The sequence below is a fragment of the Amycolatopsis sp. 505 genome (assembly GCF_031625235.1).
Classification (GTDB): Bacteria; Actinomycetota; Actinomycetes; order Mycobacteriales; family Pseudonocardiaceae; genus Amycolatopsis.
The window spans coordinates 1-19,321 of sequence record NZ_JACKQP010000008.1 but is presented as its reverse complement, the minus strand read 5'-3'; the positions used below and the strand labels follow the sequence as shown (position 1 = coordinate 19,321).

General features: G+C 72.4%; 18 protein-coding genes and 1 pseudogene. 9 read left to right on the top strand and 10 right to left on the bottom strand.

Translation table 11 applies throughout. The features are described 5' to 3' along the window. The first annotated feature begins 15 nt into the window (after positions 1-15). On the top strand, positions 16-462 hold the full coding sequence (locus H5965_RS27930; protein ID WP_310974154.1) for a MaoC family dehydratase: 447 nt from the start codon (positions 16-18) through the stop codon (positions 460-462). On the opposite strand, the gene H5965_RS27925 is transcribed toward H5965_RS27930, so the two are convergent. From H5965_RS27925 to H5965_RS27890, 8 genes are all read right to left on the bottom strand, one after another. Then, a complete protein-coding gene (locus H5965_RS27925) occupies positions 440-1,672 on the bottom strand; it encodes an MFS transporter (RefSeq protein ID WP_310973268.1) in 1,233 nt (410 codons plus the stop codon). The genes H5965_RS27930 and H5965_RS27925 overlap by 23 nt on opposite strands. A gap of 41 nt (positions 1,673-1,713) precedes the next feature. After that, positions 1,714-2,223 (bottom strand): helix-turn-helix domain-containing protein, encoded by a 510-nt coding sequence (locus H5965_RS27920; protein WP_310973267.1) that lies wholly within the window; start codon positions 2,221-2,223, stop codon positions 1,714-1,716. 44 nt (positions 2,224-2,267) lie between these two features. Continuing rightward, entirely contained in the window at positions 2,268-3,092 is an 825-nt protein-coding gene (gene pqqB / locus H5965_RS27915; RefSeq protein ID WP_310973266.1) for a pyrroloquinoline quinone biosynthesis protein PqqB, read from the bottom strand. Beyond that, positions 3,089-4,153: a pyrroloquinoline quinone biosynthesis protein PqqE gene (gene pqqE, locus H5965_RS27910; RefSeq protein ID WP_310973265.1), complete on the bottom strand. Its 1,065-nt coding sequence runs from the start codon at positions 4,151-4,153 to the stop codon at positions 3,089-3,091. Before pqqE ends, pqqB begins: the two co-directional genes overlap by 4 nt. After that, complete coding sequence (gene pqqD / locus H5965_RS27905) at positions 4,144-4,410, bottom strand: pyrroloquinoline quinone biosynthesis peptide chaperone PqqD (RefSeq protein WP_310973264.1); 267 nt, start codon at positions 4,408-4,410, stop codon at positions 4,144-4,146. Before pqqD ends, pqqE begins: the two co-directional genes overlap by 10 nt. After that, the gene (gene pqqC / locus H5965_RS27900) at positions 4,407-5,096 is read right to left on the bottom strand and encodes a pyrroloquinoline-quinone synthase PqqC (protein WP_310973262.1); all 690 of its coding nucleotides are present in this window, start codon (positions 5,094-5,096) and stop codon (positions 4,407-4,409) included. Before pqqC ends, pqqD begins: the two co-directional genes overlap by 4 nt. Before the next feature lie 3 nt (positions 5,097-5,099). After that, the gene (gene pqqA, locus H5965_RS27895) at positions 5,100-5,186 is read right to left on the bottom strand and encodes a pyrroloquinoline quinone precursor peptide PqqA (RefSeq protein ID WP_043776987.1); all 87 of its coding nucleotides are present in this window, start codon (positions 5,184-5,186) and stop codon (positions 5,100-5,102) included. Positions 5,187-5,313: 127 nt separating this feature from the next. Beyond that, positions 5,314-6,678, bottom strand: coding sequence for a wax ester/triacylglycerol synthase family O-acyltransferase (locus H5965_RS27890; protein WP_310973260.1), 1,365 nt, complete (start codon positions 6,676-6,678; stop codon positions 5,314-5,316). 80 nt (positions 6,679-6,758) lie between these two features. On the opposite strand from H5965_RS27890, the pseudogene H5965_RS27885 reads away from it, so the two are divergent. The 6 genes and pseudogenes from H5965_RS27885 to H5965_RS27860 all read left to right on the top strand — a co-directional run bounded on the left by H5965_RS27885 (position 6,759) and on the right by H5965_RS27860 (position 14,632). Then, positions 6,759-7,768, top strand: a pseudogene (locus H5965_RS27885) (NAD(P)/FAD-dependent oxidoreductase). A gap of 44 nt (positions 7,769-7,812) precedes the next feature. Continuing rightward, a complete protein-coding gene (locus H5965_RS27880) occupies positions 7,813-9,435 on the top strand; it encodes a thiamine pyrophosphate-binding protein (RefSeq protein ID WP_310973259.1) in 1,623 nt (540 codons plus the stop codon). Continuing rightward, complete coding sequence (locus H5965_RS27875; RefSeq protein ID WP_310973258.1) at positions 9,432-11,450, top strand: hydantoinase/oxoprolinase family protein; 2,019 nt, start codon at positions 9,432-9,434, stop codon at positions 11,448-11,450. The genes H5965_RS27880 and H5965_RS27875 overlap by 4 nt, the downstream gene beginning before the upstream one ends. Then, positions 11,447-13,147 (top strand): hydantoinase B/oxoprolinase family protein, encoded by a 1,701-nt coding sequence (locus H5965_RS27870; protein ID WP_310973256.1) that lies wholly within the window; start codon positions 11,447-11,449, stop codon positions 13,145-13,147. The genes H5965_RS27875 and H5965_RS27870 overlap by 4 nt, the downstream gene beginning before the upstream one ends. Positions 13,148-13,149: 2 nt before the next feature. Continuing rightward, positions 13,150-13,935, top strand: coding sequence for an SDR family oxidoreductase (locus H5965_RS27865; protein ID WP_310973255.1), 786 nt, complete (start codon positions 13,150-13,152; stop codon positions 13,933-13,935). Between the two features lie 4 nt (positions 13,936-13,939). Then, positions 13,940-14,632, top strand: coding sequence for a GntR family transcriptional regulator (locus H5965_RS27860; RefSeq protein ID WP_310973254.1), 693 nt, complete (start codon positions 13,940-13,942; stop codon positions 14,630-14,632). Here H5965_RS27860 and H5965_RS27855 read toward each other — a convergent pair. Then, positions 14,607-14,801 (bottom strand): hypothetical protein, encoded by a 195-nt coding sequence (locus H5965_RS27855; protein ID WP_310973252.1) that lies wholly within the window; start codon positions 14,799-14,801, stop codon positions 14,607-14,609. The genes H5965_RS27860 and H5965_RS27855 overlap by 26 nt on opposite strands. Positions 14,802-14,920: 119 nt before the next feature. Between H5965_RS27855 and H5965_RS27850 the strand changes: the two genes are divergently transcribed. Further along, positions 14,921-15,907, top strand: coding sequence for a DUF5937 family protein (locus H5965_RS27850; RefSeq protein ID WP_310973250.1), 987 nt, complete (start codon positions 14,921-14,923; stop codon positions 15,905-15,907). Here H5965_RS27850 and H5965_RS27845 read toward each other — a convergent pair. Further along, positions 15,897-17,816: an NPCBM/NEW2 domain-containing protein gene (locus tag H5965_RS27845; protein WP_310973248.1), complete on the bottom strand. Its 1,920-nt coding sequence runs from the start codon at positions 17,814-17,816 to the stop codon at positions 15,897-15,899. The two genes, H5965_RS27850 and H5965_RS27845, sit on opposite strands and share 11 nt — an antisense overlap. A 172-nt stretch (positions 17,817-17,988) precedes the next feature. Here H5965_RS27845 and H5965_RS27840 point away from each other — a divergent pair, with 172 nt between their 5' ends. After that, on the top strand, positions 17,989-19,170 hold the full coding sequence (locus H5965_RS27840; RefSeq protein WP_310973246.1) for a CoA transferase: 1,182 nt from the start codon (positions 17,989-17,991) through the stop codon (positions 19,168-19,170). The last annotated feature ends 151 nt before the right edge of the window (positions 19,171-19,321 follow it).

Genomic DNA, 19,321 nt, shown 5'->3' with positions numbered 1-19,321 from the left:
CACCCTGCGGCCGTGATGGATCGCTATTTCGAGGACTACGTGCCGGGCGTCACCTACGACTGCGGGAGCGTCGCGGTGACCGAGGCCGAGATCGTCGAGTTCGCCCGGCGCTACGACCCGCAGGACTTCCACGTCGACCCGGCCGCGGCCGCCGCCGGTCCGTTCGGCGGGCTGATCGCCAGCGGCTGGCACACCGCGAGCCTGATGATGCGGTTGTACGCCGAACAGTACCTGTCCACTGTGTCCAGTCTGGGTAGCCCCGGAGTGGACGAGCTGCGCTGGCCTCGCCCGGTGCGGCCGGGCGCCGTGCTGCGGCTGCGGGCCACCGTGACCGAAGCACGGCGGTCCCGTTCAAAACCCGACCGGGGGCTGGTGCGCACGCGCGTCGAGTTCGTCGACACGGGCGACGAGGTCGTGTTCAGCGCGAACCTGCTGAACTTCATTCTGGTGCGACCGGGCTGACCGGCGCCCGGCGGACGAGCCCCCGCACCTGCGAACTGCACAGCACGAGCGCGGTGGCGCCGACGACCAGGGCCGCGCCACCCAGCAGCGTCGCCGACCGGCCGGCGTGTTCGGCCAGCGGGCCCACGCTGATCTGGCCGAGCGGCATCGCGATGCACGAGCCGAGCATGTCGTAGGAGTAGACGCGGGCGAGCTTGTCCGGCGGGATGTTCTCCTGCAGCGACACGTCCCAGGCGACGGAGAACTGTTCGATCGCGATGCCGGAGAGGAACATCGCGGCCAGCAGCGGCAGCAGGTACGGCGTCTGCCCGAGGACCAGCATCGGCAGCGCGTCGACCAAGACCAGCGCGACGCCGGCGAACAGCATCCGCCGTGGTTGCCAGTGGGCGGCGAGGATGCCGCCGAGCAGCGACCCGGCGGTCTGCACGGCCAGCGCGAAGCCCCAGCCGGTGCGGCCGAAGGTGTCGTCGGCGACGAGCGGGCCGATCACCAGCAGCGCGCCCGCGGTCACCGCGTTGACGATCATGAACTGCAGCACCACCAGCCACACCCACGCCCGGGCGCGGAACTCCCGCCAGCCTTCGGCCAGCTCGGCGAGCGGACGGCTGCCGGGCACGCGTTCACCGCGCGGCAGCCGGATCCGCCGGTACGCCAGCGCGGCGGCGAGGAAGAGCAGGGAGTTCCCGGCGAGCGCCCACCCGGAACCGGCGAAGGCGACGAGCACGCCGGCCAGCCCGGCCCCGGCGATGCGGCCGGTGTTGGAGAGCAGGCGGACCAGGGCGTTCGCCTGGGTGAGCAGGGTGGACGGCACGGTCAACGGCGTGAGCGACGCGGCCGCGGGCAGGGAAATGGCCGAGACAGCCCCGTTGACGAGCCCGAGCCCGGCCAGCAACGGGATGGAGGCGAATCCACAGAGGACACTCGCGGCGATGGCGGCCTGCGTGAGCGCGGCGGCGGTTTCGGTGCCCTGCAGGATGACGGACCGCGGGAGCCGGTCGGCCAGCAGGCCGCCGAAGAGCAGCAGGAGAACGTTCGCGATCGACCGGGCCCCGACGACGATCCCGAGGTCGACGGCGGACCCGGTGAGATCCACCACGGCGAAGGCCAGGGCGAAGGGGGCGATGGCGTTCCCGAAGTCGGCCAGGCTCCGGCCGGTGACGAGGGCGCGGAACCGGGCTTCCCGCAGCGGGGCGAGCAAGGGGCTGGTCACGACACCGGCTCCGAGGGGGCGGGTACGCCGGTTGCGCGCGCTCACGACAGCGGCTCCAGCTCGAACAGCGCCACGCTCGCGCTGACCCGCACCGTCCCCGGGGTCCTCGGGGGCCGGGCCGCCGCGTGCAGTTCCTCGCTCAGCGCCGTCGCCTTCTCGAGCAGGCGGGCCCACAACTCCGGGTCCACCCACAGCTCCGCGTCCGTCAGGGACGCCGGACGCTCCGCCGCCCGGTCGGAAGAGCGCCTCAGCAGCTCGTTCGCGATCGCCTTCGTCAGGAGCTTCTCCTCGCCCGGCGATCGGGTCGTCAAGCGCTTGCCCGAGTCCGGCTGGTGGCGGTAGCGCTTGGCGCGGCCGCCGCGGATGTGGACCTCCTCCGCCACCTCCAGCAGGCCCGCGTCGTGCAGCCGGCGGACGTGGTAGCTCACGTTCGCCTGCGTCTCGCCCAGTTCGCGGGCCGCCTCCGCCGCGCTCAGGGCCGTGCCCGTCAGCAGCGACAGGATGCGCAGGCGCAGCGGGTGGGCCAGCACCCGGAGGTGGTCGTGGGGCATGTCCCCAGTCAACCATGACTGTCAAACACTTATTTGGGGGTCGCTCAGAACGAGAACCGAGCGCCGTCCGGGGGCAAGGAAGCGCCGGCGGCCAGCACGGCCGCGTGCTCGGGGGATGCCGGGTCCAGTGCCGGGTTCGTGTTGTTCAGGTGGGTGAACGCCCACGGCCGCCCGGCCACCCGGGGCAGGCTCGCCGTGATCGGCAGGTGGCCCATCGCGAGCTGGTCCGGCCCGCCCACGCCGGCCATCTCGTCCGGCGCGTAGAACGTCCCGTCCAGCAGCACGAGCGAAGCGCCGGCGACGAACTCGTCGAACCCCGGGGGCCAGCTGCGCAGGCACGGCGCGTACACCAGCACGCCGCCGGTCGCCGGGTCCGAGATCCGGTACGCGACCACCCAGGGGCCGTCGGCAGCCGAAGCGTACTTCGGCCGCTTGTCGCTCACCGGCAGCACCTCGACCCGCAAGCCCGGGATGTCCACCGAGGACGACCGGGGCCAGCGACCGTAACCGTCCACAATAGAAAACAACGGCGACAGCGCGGACAGCACCGCCGGCGGCGCCCACACCGGCAGCCCGCCGGACTCACGCAACATCAGCAAGCCCAGGCAGTGGTCGAGTTCGGCGTCCGTCAGCAGCACCCCGCGCAGCGGGATCTCGCGCGGCCCCGGCCCGGCCCGCAGCTCCGGCGTCCCGAGGAGCTGCGTCCGGATGTCCGGCGAACAGTTCAGCAGGTACCAGCCGGCGCCGTCAGCGCTGATCGCCACGCAGTCCTGCGTGCGTGGCGGCAACCCCGAAACGCAGAGCCGGCACGCGCAGTTCCACTGTGGACACCCGCCGCCGGCCGCGGTGCCGAGGAGGATCACCTTCACCGGCGCATGACCAGGTCGGGAACCGCGGGCCGGGACAGGACCAGGTCGACCACGCCGCGCTGAGGCGACCTCGAGCACACCGGGTCCGTCGCCGCCGCGTCGCCGGTGAGCAGGAACGCCTGGCAGCGGCAGCCGCCGAAGTCGACGCCCCGGCGGTCGCACGTGCGGCACGGCTCGCTCATCCACTCCTCGCCGCGGTAGGCGTTGAACGACGACGAGCGGTACCAGATCTCGGCCAGCGGCGTGTCCCGCACGGACGACAGCGAGAGCGTCGAGATCGCCGACGCCGCCGGGCACGGCAGCACCGTCCCGTCCGGCGCCACCGTCAGCTGCCGCGCACCCCAGCCGTACATGCACGGCTTCGGGTACGGCTCGTGGTAGTCGGCGACGACGTAGACGATCTCCATCGTGCCCCGCAGGCGGTCGATGGCCGCGCGCACCACCGGCTCGGCGGCCGCCAGCTGGGCGGCCGTCGGCATCAGCGCGTCCCGGTTGCGCAACGCCCAGCCGTAGTACTGCGTGTTCGCCAGCTCCAGCCGGTCCGCGCCCATCCGCTCGGCCAGCTCGATGATCCCGGCCAGCTGGTCGTGGTTCTGCCGGTGCAGCACCACGTTCAGCGACAGCGGCAGCCCGGCCGCCTTCACCAGCTCGGCCGCCGACAGTTTCCGGTCGTGTGCCTTCGCGCCGGCCAACCGGTCGGCCCGCTCCCGGGTCGCGCCCTGCGCCGACAGCTGGACGTGGGCCAGCCCGCGCGCAACGAGGTCGTCGAGCCGCGAAGACGTCAGGCCGAGCCCCGACGTGACCAGGTTGACGTAGCAGCCGAGCCCGTGCGCGTGGGCGACCAGCGCGGGCAGGTCCGGCCGGAGCAACGGCTCGCCGCCGGACAGGTGCACCTGCAGGACACCGAGTTCCCGCGCCTGCGACAGCACCGACAGCCAGTCCTCAGTGGACATCTCACGGTCCCGGGCCGTCAGCTCGACCGGGTTCGAGCAATAAGGACAGTGCAGAGGACACCGGTGGGTCAGCTCGGCCAGCAGGCCCAGCGGCGGGCTCACGTCCATGCCACGACCCGCCGTTCGCCCAGCCGGGTCAGCACGGAAAGGACGTCCTGCGCGACGACACCGGAGTAACGCCCGGAAAGCGCCGTCGTGATCTCGCGGACGGACCGGGCGCCGTCGCAGAGCTCGAGGACCGCGGCCGCCGTGGCGTTCGGCACCAGGACGCCCTCGGGGAACAGCAGCACGTGCGTCTCCCGGACGTGGTCGAAGGACAGCCGCACACCCCGGCGCAGCTGGGGAACCGAATCGGCGGTGATCACGCGGCCGCCCGTTCGATCGCGTCGAGCATCGACCACAGGACGTCGCACTTGAACGACAGCGCGGCGATCGCTCGGTCCTGCTGTTCGCGCGTGACGCAGTGGCGGACCACGATGTCGAGTGTGTCCTTGCCTTCGCCGGCGACCTTGTCGATCCGGTTGGTGAAGTACGCGAGGTCGTCGCGGGCGATCCACGCGTAGTTGGCGAGCATGTCCGCCACCCGCTGCTGCATCAGGTGCCCGGCGAACATCTCGGTCAGTCCCGATGCGACGGCCTCCCACCACGGCTTCGTCCGCGCGAAGGTGACGTAGGCGTCCACGGCGAACCGGACGCCGGGAGCGACGTGCCGTTCATCGAGAACTTCGTCGCGGTCCAGGCCGACGGCGGTGCAGAGCCGCAGCCAGCGGTCGATCCCGCCGGTGCCGGCGCTCACGCCGTCGTGGTAGACGATCCGGTCGAGCCACTGGCGGCGGATCTCCGGCACCGGGCAGTTGCTGATGATCGCCGCGTCCTTCTGCGGCAGCACGCACTGGTAGTACCAGCGGTTCGCCGCCCAGATCCGCAGCGCGCGCTCGTCGAGTTCGCCCGCGTGCAGCCGGCGGTGGAACGGGTGCGTTCCCCAGTACCGGCCGGAAAGACCGCGCAGCGCGTCGATGAATGCGCTTTCCGGGAGTGGCTCGACCGGCATCGGTCAGTCCGCCATGCGGGCCGCGTAGGCGGTGACCTCCATCGGGGTTTCGTACTCGACGAAGTCCGGGGTCGTCCACTCCTCGGTCATGTCCTGCTCCTCTCTGCGGGGGTGATCGTCGCCACCCTAGGAGCGGGAAGAGCCGCCTGACGAGCCTTTTCGCCCCGCTTTCGGAAAGTTTCCTTCCGATGGGGGAGCAAGCGTTCCGATGAGCGGGCTACCTTACCGCAGCTTCGAGTTCCACCAAGGCCGTGTCGAGGTGGGTCAGGATCCGCTGCAGGTGCGGGACGCTGCGGCGGCAGCCGGTGATGCCGAAGTCGAGGTGGTCGCCGTTGCTCGTCAGGGTGATGTTCACGGCCTGGCCGTCGAGCAGCACCGACGCCGGGTAGATGCCGTCGAGCTGGGCGCCGTTCCAGTACATCTGCTTGCGCGGGCCGGGCACGTTCGAGATCACCAGGTTGAACGGCGGCCGCGTGTTCTTGACGACGCCCGGGATCGGCGAGACGCCGAGCTGCGCGACGTTCACCGCCGAGAGCAGCAGCGTCTGCAGCGGCGTCAGCTCCGAGAACAACCGCTTGCCGTTGCGCATCGACTGGTGGATCGTGACGAGCCGCTTGCCCGCGTCCGGCAGGTCGGTGGCCAGGTTGCAGAGCAGCGCGCCGATGTTGTTGCCCGCGGCCTCGCCGGGGTCGTTCTGGCGGCGCAGCGACACCGGCACCATCGCGATCAGCGGCGCGTCCGGCAACGCGCGCTGCTCGATGAGGTAGTCCCGCAGCGCGCCCGAGCACATCGCGAGCACGACGTCGTTGCGCGACACCCCGGCCGCGGTCGCCACCTGGCGCACGCGGTCCAGCGACCACTTCTGCGCCGCAAACCGCCGCGCGCCGCCGATCGGCACGTTGAGCATCGTCTTCGGCGCCTGTCCCGGCAGCGTCAGCGTGTGCTCGCCGAACGCCTCGCGCGCGACCTTCATCGCGGCCGGCGCCAGGCTCGCGAGCTGGTTGGCCGTCTTCCGCGCCGTCCCGAGCAGCGACCGCGGGCGCTTCTCGCCGGCCGAGCCCGGCTTGCGCCGGGAGCCCCACCACGGAGGGCAGTCCATGTCGGCCGGGTCGTCCGAGAGCGTGCCCTGCAGCTGGCGCAGCGCCGAGACGCCGTCCATCAGCGCGTGGTGGACCTTCGTGTAGACGGCGAACCGGCCGTCGTCGAGCCCCTCGATGAGGTGGGTCTCCCAGAGCGGGCGGTGCCGGTCGAGCAGGGTGCTGTGCCAGCGGCCGGTCAGCTCCAGCAGCTCGCGGACGCGGCCCGGCCGCGGCAGCGCCGAGTGCCGGAAGTGGTAGTCGAGCTCGAGCTCGGCGTCGTTGGCCCAAGCCACGTGCCCCATCGTGTTGACCGGCCGGGCCGGACGGCGCCGGAAGACCGAGCGCATGTTGTCCGATTCGAGGAGGCTGCTGCGGATGTCGCGCAGGTACTCGTCGCCCGCGCCATCGGGTTTCTTGAACAGCTGCAGACCGCCCACGTGCATCGGATGCTCGCGCGTTTCGACGAGGAGGAACATCGAATCGGTCACGGGCATCATCGCCATGGGACATCACCTCTCGAGCTCGGCACGCCGACTCTACGCGCTCGGCGGCCGCCGGTGGATCACGTTCTACATTGGCGAGTATGACCGGCCGCGGCACGGGGGAAACGTCGTTGCCACCGATGGCCGAGTGCGTCGTGATCGGCGGTGGCGTGATCGGCGTCAGCTGCGCGTTCCGGCTCGCCGAAGCCGGCGTGGACGTGCTGCTCCTCGAGCGCGGCGAGCTGGGCGGCGGCTCGACGGCGAAGGCCGCGGGCGGCATCCGGTCGTCGTTCACCAGCCGGGTCAACGTCGAGCTCGGCCTGCGCGGGCTCGCCGCGTACAGCGCTTTCCGGAGCGAATTCGGCACCGAGATCGACTTCCGCCGCGACGGCTACCTCTACCTCGTCACCGACCCGGCCGACGTCCCCGCGTTCGAGCGCTGCGCCGAGCTCCAGCGCGAGCACGGCGTCCGCAGCCACCTGCTCGACCCGGCGGAAGCGAAGAAGGTGCTCCCGCCGGTGGCGACCGACGGCGTCGTGGCCGCCCTCTGGTCGCCGGACGACGCCAAGGCGACGCCGGACGCGGTCGTCCAGGGTTACGCGCCGGGCTGGACCTGCCGGTGCGTCCGTACCGCAGGCAGGTCGTGTTCACCGGGCCGGTGCCCGGGCTGCCGGAAGCGGTTCCGCTCACCATCGAGATGCCGTCGGCCTTCTACTTCCACCGCGAAGGGCCCGGCTTGGCGATGTCGTTCTCCGACGGCGACGGCGTCCCGGGCTTCGACACGCGGTACGAGCCGGGCGAGTGGCTGCCGCGGCTGGCCGAGCTCGCGGGCCGCCGGCTCCCCGCCGCGCTCGACGCCGGCATCCGGACCGCCTGGGCCGGGCTGTACGAAACGACGCCGGACCGCAACCAGATCATCGGGGAAAGCGTCCTGTTGTCGCGGTTCTTCTACGCGACCGGTTTCTCGGGCCACGGCTTCCAGATGGGCCCGGCCACCGGGGAGCTGATCCGGGACCTCTACCTGCGGCGACGGCCCGAGGTGGACATCGCCGGGCTCGACGTCCGCCGGTTCGCCGCGGGGTCGGCGAGCGCCGAGCACAACATCGTCTAGGGGCAGATTGCCAGATCGTTGAACGATCTGGCAGTATCCGGCCCGTGGCTGTGAGTGGTGCTCGGGAGCTGGTGGACGCGCTGGAAGCGCTCGGAACGGAGATCGTCTTCGGCCTTCCGGGGGTGCACAACCTGCCACTGTGGGAAGCCCTCGGTGAAACCCGCATCAAGCTCGTCGGCGTTCGCCACGAACAGACCGCCGGGTACGCCGCCGACGGCTACGCCCGCGCCACCGGCAAGCTCGGCGTCGCGCTGGTCACCACCGGTCCGGGCGCGGCGAACACGCTCGGCGCGGTCGGCGAGGCCATGGCGTCCGCGGCCCCGGTGCTGGTCATCGCCACCGACATCCCCTCGACGCTGCGGCGCCCCGGCGTCGTCCGCGGCGTGCTGCACGAGACGTCCGACCAGCAGGCGATGTTCGCGCCGGTGACCAAGGGCGGCTTCACCGTGCGGGCCCCCGACCAGATCGGCACCACCGTGCACCGCGCCGCCCGGCTCGCGCAGCTGCCGCAGAGCGGCCCGGTCTACCTCGGCGTGCCGACCGACTACCTGCGCGAACAGGTGCCGCACCGGCGTCCGCCCGCCCCGCACCGCAAGCCCGACGTCGACGTGCCCGACCTCGCGCGGGCCGAGGCGATGCTGTCCGACGCGCGGCACCCGCTGATCTGGGCCGGCGGTGGCGCGCTGCGGTCGGGCGCGGGCGAGGCGATCGGTGCCCTCGCCGAGAAGCTCGCCGCGCCGGTGATCACCACGTTCGCCGCCCGCGGGCTGCTCCCGCTCGACCACCCGTGCCTGGCGCCGAACCCGGTGCACACGCCGGAGGTCGGCGAGCTGTGGGACGAAGCCGACGTCGTGCTGGCCATCGGCACCGACTTCGACGGCCTGATGACGCAGAACTGGCGGATGCCCAAGCCGCCGAAGCTCATCGCGGTCAACGTCGACGCCGACGACGCCGCCAAGAACTACCCGCCCGACCTGACGCTGGTCGGGGACGCGCGCTCGATCGTCGAGCGCCTGCTGCCGAAGCAGCGGGACGGGCTCGACGACATCACGCTGCGGCTGGCGGGGATCGGCCGCCGGGTGCGTCAGCGCATCCGCGACGAGGAACCCCAGGCCTCCGACTTCCTGTCCACTTTGGACGAGGTGCTGCCGACGGACGCCGTGCTGGTCTCGGACATGTGCGTGGCCGGGTACTGGGTCGGCGGCTTCCACCGGGTGCGGGCGCCGCGCAAGCTCGCCTACCCGATGGGCTGGGGCACCCTCGGCTACGGCTTCCCGGCCTCGCTCGGCGCGGCCGCGGCCGGCACCGGGCGCGCCATCTGCATCACCGGCGACGGCGGGTTCCTCTACGGCTGCGGCGACCTGGCGACGCTCGCGCAGGAGCAGCTGCCGGTCACCGTCGTCCTCGTCGACGACGGCGGGTACGGCATGCTCCGCTACGACCAGGACCGCGAGGGCCTGCCGCACCGCGGGGTCGACTGGGACAGCCCGGACTTCGTCGGCCTGGCCCGGTCGTTCGGGGTGCACGCCGACCGCGTCTCCGGCTTCGGGCGGGCGTTCCGGCGGCTGCTCGGCGAGTTCGTCGAGTCGGACGAGCCGAACGTGCTGGTCGTGAAGGCCAAGCTGAAGCCGCCGCTGAACACCTCGCCGCGGTGGTACCGGACATGAGGATCGGCGTCGACATCGGCGGCACGTTCACCGACCTCTGCGCGGTGGACGAGACCGGCATCGTCGCGGTCGGCAAGGTCCTGACCACGCACGACGAGCCGGCCCGTGCGGTCGAGGAGGGCCTGGCCGCGCTGCTGCCGGACCTCGGCGCCGTCGAGCAGGTGGTGCACGGGACGACGCTGGTGACGAACGCCCTGATCGAGCGGACGGGCTCGCGGACGGCGTTGCTGGCCACCGCCGGGTTCCGGGACGTCCTCGAGATGCGCCGTGAGCACCGGTACGAGCTCTACGACCTGCACCTGGAACTGCCGGCGCCGCTCGTGCCCCGGCACCTGCGGTTCGACGTCCCGGAGCGGATCCTCGCGGACGGGTCCGTCCACACCGGACTCGACGAGCAGTACGTCACGCGGCTGGGCCGGGAACTGGCGGACCGCGGGATCGAGGCCGTCGCCGTCTGCTTCCTGCACGCCTTCACGAACCCGGCGCACGAACGCCGGACCGCGGAGCTCCTGGCCGAGGTCGCGCCCTCGCTGCGGGTGGCGCTGTCCTCCGACGTCGTCCCCGAGATCCGCGAGTTCGAACGGGCCTCGACGACGGTCGCCAACGTCTACGTCCAGGACCTCACCGAACGGTACCTGCGCGACCTCGAACAGCGGCTGCGCCGGCTGGGGATCACCCGCGCGCCGCACATCATGCTGTCCAACGGCGGACTGGCCAGTGTGGACACCGCGGCCCGGCACCCGATCCGGATCCTGGAGTCCGGCCCGGCGGGCGGGGCGCTCGCGGCCGCGGCGATCGGGCCGGAGGACCTGCTGGCCTTCGACATGGGCGGCACCACGGCCAAGCTGTGCCTGATCGCCGGCGGCACGCCGCTGGTGACGCACCAGTTCGAAGTGGACCGCAAGTACCGGCTGCTGCCCGGCTCCGGGCTGCCGGTGCGGGTGCCGGTCACGGACATGATCGAGATCGGCGTCGGCGGCGGCTCGATCGCCCGGATCGACGCGCTGGGCCTGCTCACCGTCGGCCCCGACTCGGCGGGCTCCGAGCCCGGCCCGGTCTGCTACGACCGCGGCGGCACCGAGCCCACGGTCACCGACGCCGACCTCGTGCTCGGCTACCTCGATCCGGGCTACTTCCTCGGCGGCGGCATGCGCCTGGACGCCGAGGCCGCGAGAGCAGTGCTCCGGAGGAAGATCGCCGATCCGCTCGGGGTGAGCGTCGAAGAGGCCGCCTGGGGCATCCACACGAGCGTCAACGAAGACATGGCCAACGCGGCGCGGGTGCACGCCGTCGAGCGCGGGCACGACCCGGCGAAGCTGCCGATGTACACCTTCGGCGGGGCGGGTCCGGTGCACGGCGTCGGCGTCGCGCGGGCCCTCGGCGCGCCTTCGGTCGTCGCGCCACCCGCGGCCGGGGTGCTGAGCGCGGCCGGGTTCCTCACCGCACCGCTGGCGTTCGACTTCGTGCGGTCGGCCCGCGCGGCCGTCCACGACCTGACGTGGGACCAGGTCGACGCGCTGTTCGCCGAGATGGAAGCCGAGGGCGCGGCGCTGCTCGCCAAGTCCGGAGTGGACGAGGTGACGCACCGGCGCGTCGCCGAGATGCGGTACGCCGGGCAGGGCTACGAGATCCGCGTCCCGGTCCACGACGGCCCCTGGCCCGGGACCCTGATCGAGGAGTTCACCAGCACCTACCGCGCGCTCTACCGGCGGACCGGGCCCGAGGTCGGCGTCGAGGTGCTGAACTGGCGGGTCGTGTCGAGCGGTCCCGCGCCGGAGGTCACCCTGCGGCTCGAGGCGGCTTCCGCCGGCGAGGCCCGGAAGGGCAGCCGGCCGGCCTGGTTCCCGGCGGCCGGTGGATTTGTCGACACGGCCGTGTTCGACCGGTACCGGCTCGAACCCGGCGCGCGGGTCGACGGGCCGGCCATCGTGGAGGAACGCGAGTCCACTGTGGTCGTCCCGCCGGGCGCGTCCTGCGTCGTCCGGGCCGACGGCGCTCTGGAGGTGACGGTGTGAGCGTCGACCCCATCGTCGTCGGGTTGTTCGGCCACCGGCTGCACTCGATCCTCGCCGAGCAGCAGAACGCGCTGGTCAACACGGCCTTCTCCGCGGTCGTGCGCGAGTCGCTCGACCTGGCCTGCGCGGTGTTCGACTCGCGCGGCGAGATGATCGGCCAGTCCGTCGGCGGCACGCCTGGGCACATCAACGCGATGGCGACAGGCATGCACCACTTCGTCGCGGCGTACCCGCCGGAGACCCTCGAACCCGGTGACGTGCTGCTCACCAACGACCCGTGGCAGACCGCGGGCCAGGTCAACGACATCACGGTGGCGACGCCGGTCTTCCGGAACGGCCGGCTGGTCGCGTGGTTCGCCTCCTGCTGCCACGCGCCGGACATCGGCGGGCGGCTGGTGTCCGCCGAAGCCCACGAGGTCTTCGAAGAAGGCCTCCGGTTGCCGATCCTGAAGTTCCTCCGCGCGGGCGAGGTCAACGCCGACCTGGAACGGCTGATCCGGGCCAACGTCCGGACGCCGGAGGAGACCATCGGCGACCTGTACGCGCAGGTCACCGGCAACGAGGTCGGCGCGGCGAGCCTGCTGCGGCTGCTGGCCGAGCTCGGCCTCGACAGCCTGGACGAGGTCGCCGCCGAGATCATGGACCGCTCGGAGCGGGCGTTGCGCGACGCGCTGCGGGACCTGCCCGACGGCGCGTACACCAACGAGATCGTCACCGACGGCTTCGACGACGAAGAGATCGTCCTGCGCGTCACGGCCACTGTGGACGGCGACGAAATCCACCTCGACTTCGCGGGCTCCTCGCCGCAGAGCCGACGCGGGATCAACGTCGTCCTGAACTACACGCGGGCGTACGCGTCGTTCGCGGTCAAGGCGGCGATCTCGCCCGAGGTGCCGCACAACGCCGGGTCGTTCCGGCCGGTGCACGTCACCGCACCCGAAGGCTCGGTGCTGAACTGCCTCCCGCCGGCCCCGGTCGCGTCCCGGCACCTGATCGGGCACTTCCTGCCGTCGCTGCTGATCGGCGCGCTGCCCGGCACGGCGCTCGCGCCGAGCGCGGACGCGCTGTGGATGACCATCTGGCGCGGGCCGGGCTTCATGCTGAACGTCTTCCAGACCGGTGGGATGGGCGCGCGGGCGGACAAGGACGGCCTGTCCACCACCGGCTTCCCGAGCGGCCTGCGGTCGACGCCGACCGAGGTCATCGAGACCATGGCGCCGCTGGTCCAGCACGCGCGCGAGCTACGCGTGGACTCCGGCGGCGCCGGCCGGTTCCGCGGCGGACTCGGACAGGTGACCACGATGGGCGCACTCGGCGTGACTTCCTGGAGCGTCAACGGGAACGTCGACCGGGTGCGGGCCGCGGCGTCCGGGGTGGCCGGTGGGAAACCCGGCGCGCCCGGTCGCTTCGGCCTGCACGGTGGCCGGGACCTGCCCGCGAAGAGCCGGGTGCCGCTGGCGACGGAGTCCGTGGTGGACGTCACGCTGCCCGGCGGTGGCGGGTACGGGCGGCCGGCCGAGCGGCCGGCGGCGGCGGTGCTCGCCGACGTCGTCGAGGGGTACGTCTCGGTGGCGGCGGCGCGTGCGGTGTACGGCGTCGAGGTGCGGTATCTCGGGGACCCGGACGCGCTGGTCCGGCTGCCCGGGGACTACGTGGTGGACGAAGAGCAGACAGCACGACTGAGAGCAGGGCAGTGAGCATGGGTCGGTTGGCCGGCAAGGTTGCGGTGGTCTTCGGCGGCGCGCGGGGCATCGGCCTCGCCACGGTGAAGGAGTTCCTCGCCGAGGGGGCGACGGTCTTCGCGTCCGACATCCGCGAGCCCGCGGAAGCACTCGACGGCCACCGCCATTCCATAGTGGACGCCACCGACGAGGCCGCGGTGGCGGCGTTCGTCGACGGCGTGCTCGCCGAGGCCGGCCGCATCGACGTGCTGTTCAACAACGTCGGCATCCACCTCGGCAAGTCCCTGGTGGACACCACGCTCGCCGATTTCGACCACATCTTCGCGCTCAACGTCCGCGCCGCCTTCCTCGGCGCCCGCGCCGTGCTGCCGCACATGATCGAGCAGAAGGCCGGCAGCATCATCACGACGTCGTCGAACGGCGGTGTGATGGGCCGCCCCGGCGACCCGGTGTACAACGCCACCAAGCACGCGCTGGTCGGGCTGACCAAGTCCATCGCCGTCGCCCACGCGCACCAGGGCATCCGGGCCAACACGGTCAACCCGGGCGCGATCGACACCGACATGCTGCGCAGCACGCTCAACTCGCCGGAGGAGTTCGAGACCAAGCAGCACCAGCTGGTCGCGAGCACGCCCGCGGCCCGCGTCGGCGAGGCGTGGGAGGTCGCGAAGGCCGTGGTGTTCCTGGCCAGCGACGAGTCCCGGTTCGTCAACGGCGTCGTGCTGCCGATCGACGGCGCGAAGGCCGCGGGGGCGATGCCGGGCAACCGGTACAGCCTCGATTTCGAACTCGGCGTCAGGTAGTGCCGTGACCGTCGATGCCTCGGGGCTGGAGAGCGCGCGGCACCTGCTCGAGCGCAGCGGCACGGCCGAGCGGGTCGCGGCGATCCTGCGCCAGTACATCACCGACGGCGTCTTCGCCCCCGGTGAACGGCTGTCCGAGCCGGTGATCAGCTCGGCGCTCGGCGTCTCGCGCAACACGCTGCGCGAGTCTTTCCAGCTGCTCGCCCACGAACGGCTGGCCGTGCACGAGCTGAACCGCGGCGTGTTCGTGCGCGAACTGACCACAGAGGACATCGAGGACCTCTACGTCGTGCGCCGCGCGACCGAATGCGGGGCCCTGCGCCGCGCGGCCGAACTGTCCACAGTGGATCTTTCACCGGTCGAGCAAGCGCTTCAGGCCGGCCGGACCGCCGCGGCGGCCGAGGACTGGCCGGCGGTCGGCACCGCGAGCATCCACTTCCACCAGGCCCTCGCGGACCTGGCCGGCAGCGAGCGCCTGTCCGCGACGATGCGGCAGGTGCTCGCCGAAACCCGGTTGTTCTTCGTGCTCAACGAGAACACCCGCGAGTTCTACGAGCCGTTCCTGGACTGCCACGAGCAGATCCTGCACGACCTGCGCGGCGGGCGGTTCGACGCCGCGGAGGCCGCGCTGGACCGCTACCTGCGGGACGCCCAGGCCCGGCTGCTCGAGCTCAGCGCACCGGGAACACCACGCTGAACGAGTACGGCCGGCGGACCGTGACGAGGCGGTACCGGCCGTCGGGACCGGCCACCCAGCTGTACCAGGCGATCGTGCGGAGGACGGAACACGCGCGGTAGCCGGGGGCGGGCGCGTCGGCGGCGCGGGCCGTGGCGGCCGGCGCGGAGGCGAGCAGCACGGCGGCCACGGCCGCGACTGTCCCCGCACGTCGGATGCACACCAGCCCACTCAACCCCGCGGGAACCTCCGACCGGAAAGGATTCGAGCCGGTTCAAATCCGCCGCTTTCGCTGCTACCGTCGATGAGGTGTTCAAGCTGCGGGTCGACGCCGAGACGGTGGCCAGGACACGGTTTTCCCCGTCACTGGCGGCGGAGTCCCTCGCCTGGCTGAAGCTCGCCGCCGACGCGGGGCGGCACCCGGTGTTCGGCGATCCCGGCCCGCTCGCCCGCGCGGCGCTCGCCCACCCCGACGTCGCCCTGCTCCTGGACCTGCTGCCGCGCCCCGGCGAGGTCTACACGCCGGACCTGCTCACCCCGCAGCCGGGCACGGCCACCCGGCACCGCGACCTGCTCGACGAGCAGATCGCCCGGATCGAGGCGACCGCGCAGGACGACGTCGAGACCCAGGTGCTGGCTCACACGCAGGCCCACTGGACCAGACCGCTGCCGGTCACGGCCCGCCGGAGCGTCGAGTCGGGGACGATGCCGCGCCGCCTGGCCAACGGCCTCGCCCGGTTCTGGCGCGAGGCGCTGGCCGAGGACTGGGCCGGTCTGCAGTCGGTCCTCGACCGGGACATCACCCACCGCGCGCAAACCATCGCCCGCCACGGCGTCGGTGGGGTGCTCGGCAGCCTGCACCCGACCATCGGCTGGGCCGGAAACGCGATCACCGTCGTCAAGCCGTTCGACGGCGAGGCCGACATCTCCGGCCGGGAGCTGGTCCTCGCGCCCGGCGTGCTCAGCTGGCCCGGCACCAGCATCCAGATCGACGTCCCCGGCCAGGTCGTCCTCTGCTACCCGGCGCACGGCGTCGGCACGGGCGCCGACCACCGGCCGGGCCGGATCGCCCCGGTCGTCGGCGCGGCCCGCGCGGCACTGCTGGCCGACCTCGAACCCGCGCGGTCGACGGCGGAGCTCGCGACCCGGACCGGGTACAGCCCGGGCACGGTGTCGTACCACCTGGGCGCGTTGCACCGGGCGGGCCTGGTCACCAAGGTCCGGGACGGGCGGTTCGTGCTCTACCGGCGGACCGCGCAGGCCGTTGCGCTGCTCGAGGGAGCCGTCAGCAGCTGACGTTCGGGGCGATCCAGTCGGCGTACTCGTCCGCCGAGCCGTCACCGCCGTCGTCGACCGCGATGGCCAGCTGCTGCACGCCGGTGACCGGGACTGTCAGCTTCTGCGGTTTCGTGCCGCGCTGGACGATCCCCGTCGCGAACAGCTCCCGGCCGTCGCCCAGCACGCGGAACGCCACCGTCGCCTGCGGGCCCGACGCGTCGTCGACGCCGTACTGGGTCGTGAACGACTTGCACGCCCCGCCCAGGTGGAGGCGGATCACCGACGGCGCGTGCACGCCGATCCCGCTGTTGGGCTGGTAGCCCACGCCGCCGACGGCCATCGCCCGCCCGTTGGCCACGCTGCCGCGTTCCACCGGGCCGAGCCCGTTTTCCGAGTACAGCCACGGCCGCGTGCTGAGGTAGGTCGTCCCGGTGCCCGGCGCGGTCACCAGCGGTGCCTCGGCGGAGCCCGCCGCGGACCGCGGGCCGAACTCGCTCGTGTACCCGCCGCTCGCGCCGACCAGCACCTTCGCGGCCGGTGCCGCGGTCGGCCGCAGCGTGATTTCGCGTGTCACCGTGCTGCCGGGGGAGACCCGCGGGACGTCGACCTGCGCGGGGCCGTCCAGCGCCCACCCGGACGGCACGGTGATCGTGTACCGCGCGTCGGTGATCGGGGTGTCGCCGTCGTTGGTCAGCGTCACGGTGCCCGGCACCGCCTGGCCGGCCAGGAACCCCTCGGGCAGCTCGACGCCCAGCGTCACCAGCGGCTCGGCGGGGGACGGCTGACCGGGCCACACGCGGAGGAAGGTCCCGGAATTCGCGCGCGTGGACGTGCGCAGCGTGCCGGTGCTGGTCAGCTCGGCGCCGGTCCACAGGTCGCGGACCCGGTAGACCGGCGCTGCCGCGACCCCGGATTCCGCGAGGTCGAACACGATGGTCCGGGCGACCGGGCCGCGGTTGAGCAGCAGCACCGCGACCGAGCCGTCGGACATCGGCTTCGCCCAGATCTCGCCGTCGGACAGGTCGCGGACCTTGCGTCCCGGCGTGCCGGACCAGTCCTGGTCGACCGCGATCACGTCGCGGTTGGCGATCGTGTCCAGCGGAAACGACTCGTTCGGCATCAGCGGCGCGTTCAGCAGCGCCCACAACGAGAACTGCGCGCGCCGCACCCAGGGGTCGACGATGCTGAAGTTGAGGTAGCCCGGGTCGCTCCAGCCGCCGGGGCCGGTGTGCCCGGCCAGCGGGATCTGCTTGTCCACGGCCAGCATCGCGGCCGGGAAGTTGTCCGGGAGATCGCTGGTGAGCTGCCAGGTCTGTGCCCCCGCGCCGGGCGCCCACTCCCACTGGCGGTAGTTCGCCGAGAACGTGTCGATCATGGCGAGCAGGATCGGCCGTCCGGTGGCCTTGAGCGCGTCGCTCATCTTCTTGGTGGCGGCCGCGACGCCGTTCTCGCCACCGCACGTGTCGTACTCGAGGTAGTCGACGCCCCAGGCCGCGAACGTCTGCGCGTCCAGTTCCTCGTGGTCGCGGGAGCCGGGCATGGCGCTGCCGCAGACGAGCGCGCCGGTGCCGCTGTGCAGGCCGAACTTGAGGCCGTTGGCGTGCACGTAGGCGATGAGCCCGGGCAGGTCCGGGTACTTGGCGGTGTCCGGCTGGAGCTTCCCGTCGGCCGCGCGCGTCTTGGCCGCCCAGCACCCCGCGATGTTGACGTAGCTGTAGCCGGCGTCCTTCAGGCCGCTGGTGACCAGCGTGTCGACCGCCGCGCGGACCTTGGCGTCGTCGATCCGCGGGCACTGGTTCCAGCCGCGGGACCACGAGATGCCCATCGGCGGCTTCGCGGCGATGACCGGCTCCTCGGCGGCCGCCGGGGCGGCGATCGCCGTGCCGAGGGTGAGGAGGGTGAGCAGCAGGACCCCGAACCGTCGCATGGGTTCCCTCTCCGGGACTGCGGACAAGATCTCCAGGGTGACGTGGGGGTGAACCGGGCATCAGGGCAGAAATGCCGCCCCCGGACGAGTGGCCTCCCGCGATGGTCGGTGGGTGAATTCCCGAGGGGCGGCCGGGTAGAAAGGGACCGGACGCCGAGACGAGGAGCCATCGATGCCCCCTGCTGTTCGACCGCTGGACGGGATCAAGGTCGTCGACCTCTCCCGCATCCTGGCCGGGCCGTACTGCACCCAGTACCTCGGCGAGATGGGCGCGGACGTGGTGAAGGTCGAGCCGCCGGGCCACGGCGACGACACCCGCGGCTGGGGCCCGCCGTTCGTCGGCGACGAGGCCGTCTACTACCTGGCGGCGAACCGGAACAAGCGCGGCATCGTGCTCGACCTCAAGAGCGACCGCGGCCGCGAAGCAGTCCGGCGGCTGGTCGCGGACGCCGACGTCCTGGTCGAGAACTTCCGCCCGGGCACGCTCGAGAAGTGGGGCATCGGGTACGAGACGTTGTCCGCGCTCAACCCGCGGCTGATCCACGTGTCGATCACCGGGTTCGGTCAGACCGGGCCGTACCGCGACCGTGCCGGGTACGACCTGGTGGCGCAGGCCCTCGGCGGCGTGATGTCGCTGACCGGCGAGCCGGACGGCGCGCCGGCGAAGGTCGGGCTGCCGGTGGCGGACCTGAACGCGGGGACGTGGGCGATCATCGGCGTCCTGATGGCGCTGCAGGCCCGGCACACGACCGGCCGCGGCCAGTACCTCGACGTGTCCCTATTGGACAGTCAGCTGGCCTGGCACGTGTATGCGGCGGGCGCGGTGTTCTACGACGCGCCACGCCCGCGCCGGATGGGCTCGGCGCACCCGAGCATCGTCCCGTACCAGGGCTACCACGTCGCCGACGGCTGGCTGGTGATCGCGGTCGGCAGCGAGAAGCTGTGGCACGCGTTCTGCGACGTGCTCGGCCTGCACATCGCGGCCGACCCGCGGTTCTCGTCGAACGCTCTTCGCGCCGCCCACCGCGACGAGCTGAACGCGCTGCTGGAGCCGGTGCTCCGGACCCGCACGGCGGCGGAGTGGATGAAGGCGTTCGACGCGGCGGGCATCCCGGCGGCGCCCATCAACGAGGTCGACGACGTCTACGCGGACCCGTGGGCGGCCGCGCGCGAGCAGGTGGTCCGGCTGCCGCACCCGACGGTGGGGACGTACGTGGGCACGGGCTTCCCGGTGAAGGCGTCGGACACCCCGGCGCGGCCGACGTCCGCCCCGCCGACGCTGGGGCAGCACACCGGGGAGGTGCTGGCCGAGCTGGGGTACTCGCCCGAGGAGATCGCGGAGTTCCTGGACTGATGGTAGGGATGGGGGCAGGACTGAGGAGTCTCAATGACTGTGTCAAGCAGCGGTTGCGGCCGTGATCGGTGGTGAGGGGTGAAACTCGCGGCCGTCGCGCAGCAGCGCCCAGATGACGTCGACCAGGCGGCGGGCCAGGGCGATCAGTGCT

What these genes read in the sequence shown, in the direction of transcription:
- H5965_RS27845 (WP_310973248.1), bottom strand. Translation starts at nt 17,816, where the DNA reads ATGCGACGGTTCGGGGTCCTGCTGCTCACCCTCCTCACCCTCGGCACG.
- H5965_RS27840 (WP_310973246.1), top strand. Translation starts at nt 17,989, where the DNA reads ATGCCCCCTGCTGTTCGACCGCTGGACGGGATCAAGGTCGTCGACCTC.
- pqqA (WP_043776987.1), bottom strand. Translation starts at nt 5,186, where the DNA reads ATGACCGAGGAGTGGACGACCCCGGACTTCGTCGAGTACGAAACCCCG.
- H5965_RS27875 (WP_310973258.1), top strand. Translation starts at nt 9,432, where the DNA reads ATGAGGATCGGCGTCGACATCGGCGGCACGTTCACCGACCTCTGCGCG.
- pqqC (WP_310973262.1), bottom strand. Translation starts at nt 5,096, where the DNA reads ATGCCGGTCGAGCCACTCCCGGAAAGCGCATTCATCGACGCGCTGCGC.
- H5965_RS27930 (WP_310974154.1), top strand. Translation starts at nt 16, where the DNA reads ATGGATCGCTATTTCGAGGACTACGTGCCGGGCGTCACCTACGACTGC.
- H5965_RS27890 (WP_310973260.1), bottom strand. Translation starts at nt 6,678, where the DNA reads ATGGCGATGATGCCCGTGACCGATTCGATGTTCCTCCTCGTCGAAACG.
- H5965_RS27865 (WP_310973255.1), top strand. Translation starts at nt 13,150, where the DNA reads ATGGGTCGGTTGGCCGGCAAGGTTGCGGTGGTCTTCGGCGGCGCGCGG.
- pqqE (WP_310973265.1), bottom strand. Translation starts at nt 4,153, where the DNA reads ATGGACGTGAGCCCGCCGCTGGGCCTGCTGGCCGAGCTGACCCACCGG.
- H5965_RS27920 (WP_310973267.1), bottom strand. Translation starts at nt 2,223, where the DNA reads ATGCCCCACGACCACCTCCGGGTGCTGGCCCACCCGCTGCGCCTGCGC.